We start from the raw sequence: 10,097 nt of genomic DNA, 5'->3' as shown, positions 1-10,097 counted from the left end.
CACGCCGCCCGGCACACCCACCGGCACACCCACCGGCACACTGGGCGCCGCACCCAACTCCGTCATCCCCGAAACCATCCCTGTCATCTGCACGTCATGCCGCATTCCCGAACCTGCATGGGTATGAGCCGCCCACCCCGCGCGGGCCTTTCGCCCGGTAGGCGGTAGGCATAAGCGCCGGTCAGCCGGTGACGCTGTCGAAATCGAGGCCGAGATCCTCGAACAGCACTTGCGCCGCATTCCGCCCCGGCCCTCCGGTCACGCCGCCGCCGGGGTGGGTGGAACCTGCGGTCAGGTACAGCCGCTCGATCGGCATGCGGTACTGGCCCCAGCCGGGCACCGGGCGGTTGCCGCCCAGCTGCCAGCTGTAGAAGCCGAGGTGCTGGATGTCGCCGTTGACCAGGCTGGTGTTGTAGCGCGTGATGTCGAGCGGGGTCATGAAGTGCATGCCGAGGATGTTGTCCGGCGTCACGTTCGGCGCGATCTTGCGCAAGTTGGCGATGAACCGGTTGGCCCATTCCTCGCCGATCTCGTCCCACTTCGCGCGCCCGCCATCCTTCAGGTCGAGCGGGACGAAGGCGTAGATGTGCAGCTGCGCCATACCTTCGGGCACGCGCGTGGCATCGGCGCGGAACTGCTGGACATAGATCGCGAAATCGTCGCGCGGGATGCCGCGCTTGAGGTCCTGGAACCCTTGCGCGAATTCGTCGACATCGGCGTGACCGGTCTCGACCCAGTAGAAATCGTCGATCCCCTGGCCGACGGTGAAATGCGCTGGTTCCTTCAGCGCGAGGTGCACCGTCATCGGCTGCAGCGCGGCGTACTTGAGCACGTCGATGCGGTGGAGGAAGCCGGGTGGCAGTTCGGCACCTTCGACCATGTGGGGGAACACTTGCGCCACATGGAGCCCGGCGACCACGGCCTTGTCGGCGCGGATCACCTCCCCGTCGTCGAGCACCAGCCCGTGCGCGGTCTGGCCTTCGAGCAGGATGCGTTCGACTTGCGCATTCAGGCGGATGGTGCCGCCATGGTCCTCGAAACAGCGCACCAGCGCATCGGCCAGCGCGCCCGACCCGCCCACCGCGATGCCCAGCCCGAATTTGTACATGTACGGCAGGATCAGATAAAACCCGAAGCCGGTGCCGTTGTCGAACGGGTCCATCATGGTTTCGGACGCATAGCGCGCCAGTGCGATGCGGATCTTGGGGTGTTCGATCCATTCGCAGATCAGGTCCCACGCGCTGATCGCCTGCAGCCGCATCAGCTCCTGCCCCTCGGGCGAGGCGTTCATCATCATCGCCTGCGTGCCCGGGTCGGGCGGCACGCTGAACATGCCCATCACCAGCATGTCGAGCGTCTTGTCGACGGTATCGACGAAGCGGCGGTAGTTGTCGGCGTCCTTCGGGCTGATTTTGGCGATCGATGCCGCGGTGCGCTCCAGATCGCTCCAGAATTCCAGCACGGTGCCATCGTCGAACAGCAGCGCCGAAATGCGTTCGGGGTGGTTGTATTGCAGCCCATACTTGGACAGCAGCTGGAGTTCGTCGTTGCGGATCAGGGGGTTGCCCATGATCAGCGAATGGCTGACCGAGCACACGTCCTGCTTGAAGCCCGGCCCGGTCAGTTCGCGCGTCGCCACGCTGCCGCCGGCCCGGTCGGACCGTTCGACGATCAGCGTTTTGACCCCCGCCTTGGCCAGATAACAGCCCAGGATCAGCGCGTTGTGCCCCGCGCCGGCGATGACCACGTCATAGGTTTCGGCCATGTTCGTCTCTCTCTCCCCAAGCGCCCCGGATCGGCTTCAGAACGTGTCCACGGGCGGCAGTTCGGGCGCTTCCAGTTCGCGCATGTCCGCCATTTGCGGCTGGTGAGCGAGGTGTCCGCCATCGACCGAATAAGCCTGCCCGGTGATGTATGCGGATTCGTCCGCCGCCAGGAACGCCGCCATCGCCGCGATATCCGCCGGAATGCCGATCCGCGAGGTCAGCGACTGGCGCTTGATGCGCGCGACGAGGTCCGGGTAAGCGCCGAGACTGTCGTTCATGATCGGCCCCGGCAGGATCGCGTTGCAGCGGATGCCCTGCCGCCCGTGTTGCGCGGCAACGTACTTGGTCAGGCCGATGACCGCGGCTTTCGAGGTTCCGTAGGCGATGCGGACGTTGTCGCCCATCAGGCCGGAATCCGATGCGGTGTTGATGATCGAGCCGCCGCCGGCCGCGATCATGTGCGGGATCGCGTATTTGCAGCCGAGCATCACGCCGCGCACGTTGACGTTCATGACCAGATCCCAGATCTCGATCGGCGTATCGACCGCGGTGCGATCCTGCGAATTGACCTCCATCGACGTGGCCGCCGCGTTGTTGAACAGGATGTCGATCTTGCCGAACCGGCGGATCGCCTCGGCGATGCCGGCTTCGATCGACGCCGGATCGCCGCAGTCGAAATGCAGGCCGATGGAGCCTCCGCCGATGCGCGCGGCGGTGTCCTTGGCCCGGCCGTCGACGACGTCGGCCACCACCACGGTTGCGCCCTCGCTCACGAAGCGCTCTGCCGTGGCCGAACCCAGTCCGCCCGCGCCGCCGGTGATGACCGCGATTTTTCCTTCAAGCCTGCGCATGTGCATTCTCCCGTTGTGATTTTCGGAGTGTCGTATCGCCCGATCGACCCGACGGTTCCTATCCGCCGGAGGGTTCCGCACGCATCCGGCGCGGCGATGCGGACCATCGACCTGTCATCGGGCAGGGCCTGTGTGGCGCTTGCTCGCTAGTCTCGGCCATCGCGCGACACCGGGCGACAGGCACCGGGCGCTGCCATGGGCGAGGAGGGGAATCCGATGGATGCAGTTCAGCAACGGCGCTGGTTCATCACCGGCATTTCCACCGGGTTCGGTCGCGAACTGGCGCGCGCGGTCGTAGCAGCGGGCGACAAGGTGCTGGGCACCGTCCGCACGACCGCGCAAATGGAGAAACTGGCCGGCGAGGGCATCGGTGCCATCCTGATGGATGTGAACGATCAGGCCGCCGTTGAAGCCGGAGTGCAAGCGGCGCGCGCGCGGCTCGGCGGGGTCGATGTGCTGGTCAACAACGCCGGGTTCGGCATGGTCGGCGCAATCGAGGCGCTGGCGCTCGACGAAGTGCGCAGCGTGATGGAAACCAACTTCTTCGGTGCGCTGCGCGTGACCCAGGCGTTCATTCCGGCCATGCGCGCGAGCGGCGGCACGATCGTGATGATTTCATCGATGGCCGGGCAGGTCGGTTTCGCCGGGGCGGGCGCGTATTGCGCCTCGAAGTTCGCGCTCGAGGGGCTGTCGGATGCACTGGGCGAGGAACTGGCGCCATTCGGCGTCGATGTCCTCATCGTCGAGCCGGGCGCGTTCCGCACCGATTTTGCCGGACGGTCGATGCACGGCGCCGAAGGATCGGTCGATGCCTATGCCGGGATGCAGGCGGGCGAGGCGAAAAAATGGGCGGCGGCCTATAGCGGGACCGAACCGGGCGATCCGGTGAAAGGCGCGCAGGCGATCATCGACGTCATCCGCGCGGGCAACCCGCCGCGCCGGCTGGCGCTGGGCGCGGATGCGGTCGTGGGCATCCTGGCCAAGCTGGACAACGTCAGGCACGATCTCGACGCGTGGCGCGATGCCTCGCTGGGAACGGCGTTCGCATGAGGCGGAGCCGCGCGTTTCCCGCCTTCCCGTCAAGCAAAGGATCCGAACCATGACCGGCACTGCGACAAAACCGGATTCGATCATCGCGGTCGAACGGTGGAACGGCTTCTGGGGCGCGCGCGACCTCGAAGGGATGAAAACCGTTGCCGCCGACGACTTCATCCAGTGGCACGCCACCGTGCGCAAGAACCTGACCAAGGACGAGGAATTCGACATGCTGGTCGAAGCGCTCAAGGTCATGCAGATCCAGTTCAAGGACATCCGCCTGACGCCGATGAGCAACGACACGGTGCTTCAGCAGTGCCTGGGCGACATCACCATCGCAGGCGCCGGATCGCGCAACGACGTGCCGTTCGCCATGGTGTTCCACACGCGCGGCCAGCAGATCACGCGGTGCGACGAATACATGGACGGCATGTCGCTGCCGCCGATCGATTTTACCCCGAAGGACTGATCGGCGGCAGCAGGGCGGTCAGGTCACTCTGCCGGAACGAGATCGGCGCGTTCGCTCAGTTGATCGTTGCGCAGCGCGGCCAGCGTTTCGGGGCTGGGCGGGACGACGCAGACGCTGCCGATGCCCATCGCCTTCAGCACGCGGCCGGTGCCGACCCAGCAACCCAGCATCAGGTTGGTGTCGCCGATCTCGGCTTCGGTCAGCAGCGCGTGCATCCGGTCCCACAGCACGTCGTCGCCGTTGATGCTCTCGATATCGCGCTCGAACCGGTCGGCATATTCGATCAGCAGTTTCTCGCGCGGGGTGAACCCTTCCCACGCGTAATTGCAGTCGATGGCGTTCTGGTAGAATTCCTCGGGAATCTCGCCGCCGGCGAAACCGGGCCAGTCGCGCCACAACCGCATGCCCGAACAGATTGGACAATTGGTGCGCGCCGCACCCATGATCCGCATGCCCTCACGCTCGCGCGCGGTCAGCGTGGTTTCGGGCGCATCGTAGATCGTGCGGAACATGCGCTGGCGCGTGTCCAGCAGCTTTTCGGTGCCGACGTGGTTGAGGATGTGGACCAGCGGTTCGCGGTCTTCGGGGATGTCTACTCTGTAGGGCATTGGCCTCTCCTGCAGTGACTCGTCAGGAACTCTCCCGGGGCCGGAGAATGCATGGTTCACCGCCCGAGTCCAAGTTTCTTGCCTGACGCACCGGCAACTTGATCCTGCCCGCGGGTAGGATCGTTTCGTGGCACGGTGCGCCAACGATCGCCACCAAAGCTGCGCTGCGACGCGGCAGGGAGACAACAGGATGCCCAGCTTTTCCACCGCCCGCCAAAGCCTGGCCCGGCTGGACGCCCGCATCGCAGCGGAACCCGACGCACAGCGCAAAGGCTGGCTGACGGTCCACCGCGATCACTGGTGGGGCGAAGTGATCAACGATGTCGACATGGTCATGGACACGATGTCGCACGGCCCGATTTCCTACAGCTTTGACGGCCACCCGTTCATGATGCCCGAGGGCGGCATGGCCAGCATCGTCGACCGCGCCGGCACCCGCGCGATGTACGATGGCGTCGTCGCGCTGGGGGTGCGGATGGCCGGCCCGTTCGATGACGAGCGCGTGCTGTTCGATGACCACGGCGTGGTCGTTTATGCCGTCCTCAGCGCGATCTATCCCGGCGTGTTCCTGACCAGGCACAGCGAACCGGTCGATCCCGAGGGCATCTATCTGGTGCGCTGGCCCAACGTCACCATGATGCGGTTCGATGCCGACGGGCTCATGATGGGCGAAGACATCATCAACGGCGCGCCGATCCTGGTGCAGCAGGTCGATCGCAGCCAGGTCGACATGCTGGTGGACGGCCCGCTCGAGACGGCGTGATGCCGCTCAGCTTGAAGGAAGACCCTATGAGACGACTGGAAGGCAAAGTCGCCGTGATCAGCGGCACGAGCGGCGGCATCGGCGCCGCGACCGCGCGGCGGCTGGCGTCCGAGGGCGCGAAAGTGGTGCTCGCCGACATCGACCTGGCAGGCGCCGAACGGACGGCTCAGACCGTGCGCGATGCCGGTTGCGAGGCGGTGGCGCATTACCTCGACCTTGCCGAAGAGGCGAGCATCAAGACACTGATCGCCGATGCCGTGGCGCAGTATGGCCGCATCGACGTGCTGTTCAACAACGCGGCCGACACCCGCTACGAAACGATGCTGAACGACGCGGCGGTCGAGTTCATGGACGCCGACTTGTGGGACGGCGTGTTCCGCATCAACACGCGCGGCACCATGCTGATGATCAAGCACACCCTGCCGCACATGATCGCGCAAGGCGGCGGTTCGATCATCAACACCAGTTCGGGCGCGTCGCTGCGTGCCGACCTGTTTCGCGTGGCGTATGCCTCGTCCAAGGCGGCGATCAACGTGCTGACCGAATATGTCGCGGCGCAGTATGGCAAGAAGGGCGTGCGCTGCAACGTGGTCTCGCCGGGGCTGGTGGTGACCGAGAACACCGAGATGAACCAGGGGCACAACCTCGACTTGTACCTGGCCCACCACCTGACTCCGCGGCTGGGCCGGCCCGATGATCTGGCGGCGATGGTCGCGCTGCTGGCGTCGGACGATGGCAAGTTCATCACCGCGCAGATCATCCCGGTCGATGGCGGCATTTCCACGCATTTCCCGCATGTCGCGGAAACGCGCGGCGGCGTCGATGCCTACAAGCCCGACAAGAACTGAGGAACAAGGCCATGGGCAGACTTACGGGAAGAACCTGCATCGTCACCGGCGGCGCCGGCGGCCTCGGCTCGGCCACCGCACGGCGGCTGTGCGCAGAGGGCGGACAAGTCGTGATCGCCGACATCATGCTGGAGCCCGCTGAAAAGCTGGCGGCGGAAATCCGCAGCGAAGGCGGCGACGCCATCGCGCTGCCCCTCGATCTGGGCGATCCGGCCAGCATCGAACAGCTGATCGCCGATACGCTGGCGCATTACGGCAAGCTGGACGTCGTGTTCAACAACGGCGCGGCGACGCAATCCGAATTCCTCAACCGCGATGGCTCGGCCGGCGAAATGGAGATCGAGGTCTGGGACCACACGTTCGCGGTCAACACGCGCGGAACGATGCTGATGATCAAGCACGCGCTGCCCGCGCTGATCGCATCGGGCAGCGGCGCGATCATCAATGTCAGTTCGGGCGCGTCGCTGCTGGGCGATCTGGCGCGCACCGCCTATGCCGCGTCGAAATCGGCGGTCAACGCGCTGACGCTGTATGTCGCCGCGCAGTATGGAAAACAGGGCGTGACCTGCAATGCGATATCGCCCGGCATGGTGCCCACCGCCACCTCGCGCGCCAACCAGCCCGAACTGATCCGGATGGTCGAGCGCCACCACCTGACGCCTGAGCTGGGCTATCCCGAAGATATCGCGGCGATGGTGGCGCTGCTCGCGTCCGACGACGGGCGGTTCGTTTCCGGGCAAATCCTGCGCGTCGACGGCGGGGTGAGCAAGGCGTTCGCCCACGTCGCAGACAACCGCGACCAGTTCGAGGCGCACGTCGCCAACACGTGGGGAAATTCGGCGGGAGATGCCGCATGACCCAAGCTGCACTCGACCGCGTTGGCGCGGTGGCGAAAAGCTGGGAGGCGGCGTGCCGCTCGCTCGACAACGCGCGGATCGTCGATCATCTCGCCGATCACGCCGTGGTCTGGTACAATTTCCAGCCGGACACCGAGCACCCGAAAGATGCCTATCGCGGGATGCTTGATGCCAGCGCCACGACGTTCTCCAACCAGCGCTACAAGGATATGCGCGTGCACCTGCATCCCGGCGGATTTGTCGAGCAGGCGACGCTGGTCGGGGACACGGCCAAAGGCGTGATCGAAACGCCGTTCCTGTTGGTCGCCACGGTCGAAGGCGACAAGATCACGCGGATTGCCGAGTATTTCGACACGACGATCATGCACCAGGCAGGCCTGGCTGGCGGATAACACCGGCTGAACGAAGGATCACGCATGGCAGCGTACATGGTCGCATTCACCGACACGCGCGATGCCGGGTGGATGGAACAATACATCGCGGCGGTTCCCGCGATCTTCGCCAGCTTCGGCGGCGAATATATCGCCAACGGCGCGGCGCCCGAACTGCTGGAGGGAATCCTGGACGTGCCCGATACGGTCACGGTGTCGCGCTTCCCGTCGCTCGCCGCGATCCGCGCGTTCATGGCATCGGACGAATACCGCCCTTATGCCGAGCTGCGCAAAACCGGCTCGAGCTTCCGCATCCTGGCGTTCGAATCCGACCTGTAACCGCGACCCTGCCGGGTCACAGGATCGAGTTGGTCTGCCCGCCGTCGCACAGGATGGTTTCGCCGGTGGTGAAACCGGCCGCCTGCGAGCACAGGAACAGGCACAGCGCCGCCATTTCCTGCGGTTGCCCGGCGCGCCCGACGGGGATGTGCTGCACCATGTTGCCGCGAAAATCGTCGAAGCTCATCCCCGCCGCCGCCGATTGTTCGCGGGTCCACGCGCGATTGGCTTCGGTGTCGATATAGCCGGTGCCGATGGTGTTGATGGTCACGCCTTGCGCCGCCACTTCGCCCGCCACGGTCTTGGCCAGCGCGCTGGCGGCCACGCGCGTGCTGTTCGCCAGCACGTAGCCGAAATTGAGCCCGCTGCGCACCAGCTGCTTGGCCGTGCCCGATCCGATGGTGACCACGCGGCCCCAGCGCTGCTGCTGCATATGCGGCAGGACCACGCGCAGCATCCGGGCATAACACAGCACCACGCTGTGATAGGCCTGCGCCAGCATGTCCTCGTCCACTTCGGCGAACGTGCCGGGCGGCGGCGGATCGAGGTTGTAGATGGCGATGTCGGGCGCGGCGAGTTCGGCCACGGCGGTGTCGTGGATGCGCCGGTAGCTGGCGAGATCGAGCAGGTCGGCGCTGATGCCGACGGCGCGGACGCCTTTGGTGCGCACGGCCTCGACCGTTTCGTCGATCGCTGTCTGGCCCCGCGCGACGACGATGACGTTGGCGCCCGCGTCTGCCAGATCGAGCGCGATCTGCCGGCCGATGCCCTTGCTGCCGCCCAGAACGAGCGCGGTGCGTCCTGCGATGCCCAGATTCATTGCCTGCTTTCTTAATCAGTTCCAGCCATTTAGCCTCAGCCCGCTTAGCCCCAGCGGAGCGGCAGTTCGGTCACCTGGATGATATTGCCGGTCATCCACGGCACGCGGAACCCGTCCTGCACGCTGAACATCGGCATCACTTTCACGAATTCCTCGATCGCGGTCTGCAATTCGCGCCGGGCGAGGTGCTGGCCCAGGCAGCGGTGGATGCTGTGGCCGAGCGTCAGGTGCGCAGGCTTGCGATCGAACTGCACTTCCTGCGGATTTTCAAAGGCTTCGGGGTCACGCCCGGCGAGCGGTGTCGACATGCTGACGACGTCGCCTGGCAGCAGGGTCTGCCCGTCGATCTGGTGCTCCTTCGACACGATGCGCTGGGTTGATACCGCAGCATAAGCGCGCAGCAATTCCTCCACCGCCACGACGTTCTGTGACGGGGTGTTCGTCCGCATCGTCTGCTGGTCCTGCGGGTTTTGTGCAAGGTGGCGGAACTGCAGGCTGAGGTTGGCGGTCACGGTGTCGAGCCCGCCGAGGTAGAGGTTGAAGCAGTGGCCGAACACTTCCCTGTCGTTCCACTTGCGGCCATCGACTTCGAGCGTCATGGTCCTGCTGATCAGGTCGTCGCCCGGGTTCTTGCGGCGATCAGCGACGGTTTCCGTCAGCAGTTCCTTGACCGCACGCACGCTGGCGATCTGGATATCGCGATCGGTGCCGCGAAGCATCTGGTTTTCCCACTCCAGGAACTGGGCGAGCCGTTCAACCGGCAAGTCGATCATTTCGAGGAAGATGGTGATCGGGAACAGCACCGCGAAATCCTGCACGAATTCGCATTCGCCCTTGTCCTTGAACGTGGCGATCAGTTCGCGCGCGCGTTCGCGGACCTTCACGTCCAGCTTCATCATCTGGCTGGGAGCGTACAGCGGGTTGAGTGCCGAGCGATAGGCGGTGTGGACCGGCGGATCGAGTTCGGTGGGGATGATGTCCCAGTCTTCGCCGATCATCTTGGCAAAACCGGTGTTGCCACGCTTGTGGTAATTCTCGGTATCGGCGTAAATCTTGCGCATGTCCTCGGCGCGGCGGACGACCCAACCCGGCTGGTTCAGCGTGACATTGTCGGCATAGAACACCGCCGGCCCGGCATGGATTTCAGGAATGATCGTTTCGTGCGGGTTGTCATAGATGATCTGGCGATCGAACAGCGCGCAATGGCGCATGTCCCGCGCGGGAGCCTGCGGACTGGTCGCGGTATCGGTCATGCTCAACGTGCCTTCCATTCTTCCATTGCCGCCGCCGCGATATTCGTCGCCGGTCTGCGGTTTGCCCATAACCCATGCGCCGCGCACGACAGTCCGGAGCCTATCCAAAGGCGGGTT

Annotated in this window: 12 protein-coding genes; 7 read left to right on the top strand and 5 right to left on the bottom strand. The window is 65.1% G+C overall.

Translation table 11 applies throughout. The features are described 5' to 3' along the window. Positions 1–181: 181 nt before the first annotated feature. Both NL2_RS19665 and NL2_RS19660 read right to left on the bottom strand, forming a co-directional pair. Entirely contained in the window at positions 182–1,765 is a 1,584-nt protein-coding gene (locus NL2_RS19665) for a phytoene desaturase family protein (protein ID WP_068078082.1), read from the bottom strand. A gap of 36 nt (positions 1,766–1,801) precedes the next feature. Beyond that, on the bottom strand, positions 1,802–2,617 hold the full coding sequence (locus NL2_RS19660; RefSeq protein ID WP_174522636.1) for an SDR family NAD(P)-dependent oxidoreductase: 816 nt from the start codon (positions 2,615–2,617) through the stop codon (positions 1,802–1,804). Between the two features lie 216 nt (positions 2,618–2,833). Between NL2_RS19660 and NL2_RS19655 the strand changes: the two genes are divergently transcribed. Together NL2_RS19655 and NL2_RS19650 are read left to right on the top strand one after the other, a co-directional pair. Next, positions 2,834–3,667: an oxidoreductase gene (locus NL2_RS19655; RefSeq protein WP_068078087.1), complete on the top strand. Its 834-nt coding sequence runs from the start codon at positions 2,834–2,836 to the stop codon at positions 3,665–3,667. 49 nt (positions 3,668–3,716) lie between these two features. Further along, complete coding sequence (locus NL2_RS19650; RefSeq protein ID WP_068078079.1) at positions 3,717–4,121, top strand: DUF4440 domain-containing protein; 405 nt, start codon at positions 3,717–3,719, stop codon at positions 4,119–4,121. 23 nt (positions 4,122–4,144) lie between these two features. On the opposite strand, the gene NL2_RS19645 is transcribed toward NL2_RS19650, so the two are convergent. Then, the gene (locus NL2_RS19645; RefSeq protein WP_068078076.1) at positions 4,145–4,729 is read right to left on the bottom strand and encodes a carboxymuconolactone decarboxylase family protein; all 585 of its coding nucleotides are present in this window, start codon (positions 4,727–4,729) and stop codon (positions 4,145–4,147) included. A 190-nt stretch (positions 4,730–4,919) separates the two neighbouring features. On the opposite strand from NL2_RS19645, the gene NL2_RS19640 reads away from it, so the two are divergent. Genes NL2_RS19640 through NL2_RS19620 form a run of 5 tightly spaced genes read left to right on the top strand, consistent with a single transcriptional unit; the run spans position 4,920 to position 7,907 of the window. Beyond that, positions 4,920–5,492, top strand: coding sequence for a hypothetical protein (locus tag NL2_RS19640; RefSeq protein ID WP_157083280.1), 573 nt, complete (start codon positions 4,920–4,922; stop codon positions 5,490–5,492). A 26-nt stretch (positions 5,493–5,518) separates the two neighbouring features. After that, entirely contained in the window at positions 5,519–6,340 is an 822-nt protein-coding gene (locus NL2_RS19635) for an SDR family NAD(P)-dependent oxidoreductase (protein ID WP_068078070.1), read from the top strand. Between the two features lie 11 nt (positions 6,341–6,351). Then, complete coding sequence (locus NL2_RS19630; RefSeq protein WP_068078063.1) at positions 6,352–7,197, top strand: SDR family NAD(P)-dependent oxidoreductase; 846 nt, start codon at positions 6,352–6,354, stop codon at positions 7,195–7,197. After that, entirely contained in the window at positions 7,194–7,589 is a 396-nt protein-coding gene (locus NL2_RS19625) for a nuclear transport factor 2 family protein (RefSeq protein WP_068078060.1), read from the top strand. Before NL2_RS19630 ends, NL2_RS19625 begins: the two co-directional genes overlap by 4 nt. A 24-nt stretch (positions 7,590–7,613) precedes the next feature. After that, positions 7,614–7,907: a DUF1330 domain-containing protein gene (locus NL2_RS19620; protein ID WP_068078057.1), complete on the top strand. Its 294-nt coding sequence runs from the start codon at positions 7,614–7,616 to the stop codon at positions 7,905–7,907. A 16-nt stretch (positions 7,908–7,923) separates the two neighbouring features. On the opposite strand, the gene NL2_RS19615 is transcribed toward NL2_RS19620, so the two are convergent. Then, the gene (locus NL2_RS19615) at positions 7,924–8,727 is read right to left on the bottom strand and encodes an SDR family oxidoreductase (protein ID WP_068078054.1); all 804 of its coding nucleotides are present in this window, start codon (positions 8,725–8,727) and stop codon (positions 7,924–7,926) included. A 44-nt stretch (positions 8,728–8,771) separates the two neighbouring features. Continuing rightward, a complete protein-coding gene (locus NL2_RS19610) occupies positions 8,772–10,049 on the bottom strand; it encodes a cytochrome P450 (protein ID WP_068078051.1) in 1,278 nt (425 codons plus the stop codon). Positions 10,050–10,097: the final 48 nt, after the last annotated feature.

Origin of the sequence: Novosphingobium lentum NBRC 107847, assembly GCF_001590965.1 — a bacterium.
Classification (GTDB): Bacteria; Pseudomonadota; Alphaproteobacteria; order Sphingomonadales; family Sphingomonadaceae; genus Novosphingobium; species Novosphingobium lentum.
The sequence above is the reverse complement of the archived record's forward strand: the minus strand, read 5'-3'. Positions and strand labels throughout refer to the sequence as shown.

Coding starts and splice junctions, on each gene's coding strand:
- NL2_RS19625 (WP_068078060.1), top strand. CDS start 7,194: ATGACCCAAGCTGCACTCGACCGCGTTGGCGCGGTGGCGAAAAGCTGG.
- NL2_RS19635 (WP_068078070.1), top strand. CDS start 5,519: ATGAGACGACTGGAAGGCAAAGTCGCCGTGATCAGCGGCACGAGCGGC.
- NL2_RS19650 (WP_068078079.1), top strand. CDS start 3,717: ATGACCGGCACTGCGACAAAACCGGATTCGATCATCGCGGTCGAACGG.
- NL2_RS19615 (WP_068078054.1), bottom strand. CDS start 8,727: ATGAATCTGGGCATCGCAGGACGCACCGCGCTCGTTCTGGGCGGCAGC.
- NL2_RS19665 (WP_068078082.1), bottom strand. CDS start 1,765: ATGGCCGAAACCTATGACGTGGTCATCGCCGGCGCGGGGCACAACGCG.
- NL2_RS19640 (WP_157083280.1), top strand. CDS start 4,920: ATGCCCAGCTTTTCCACCGCCCGCCAAAGCCTGGCCCGGCTGGACGCC.
- NL2_RS19630 (WP_068078063.1), top strand. CDS start 6,352: ATGGGCAGACTTACGGGAAGAACCTGCATCGTCACCGGCGGCGCCGGC.
- NL2_RS19660 (WP_174522636.1), bottom strand. CDS start 2,617: ATGCGCAGGCTTGAAGGAAAAATCGCGGTCATCACCGGCGGCGCGGGC.
- NL2_RS19655 (WP_068078087.1), top strand. CDS start 2,834: ATGGATGCAGTTCAGCAACGGCGCTGGTTCATCACCGGCATTTCCACC.
- NL2_RS19645 (WP_068078076.1), bottom strand. CDS start 4,729: ATGCCCTACAGAGTAGACATCCCCGAAGACCGCGAACCGCTGGTCCAC.
- NL2_RS19610 (WP_068078051.1), bottom strand. CDS start 10,049: ATGGGCAAACCGCAGACCGGCGACGAATATCGCGGCGGCGGCAATGGA.
- NL2_RS19620 (WP_068078057.1), top strand. CDS start 7,614: ATGGCAGCGTACATGGTCGCATTCACCGACACGCGCGATGCCGGGTGG.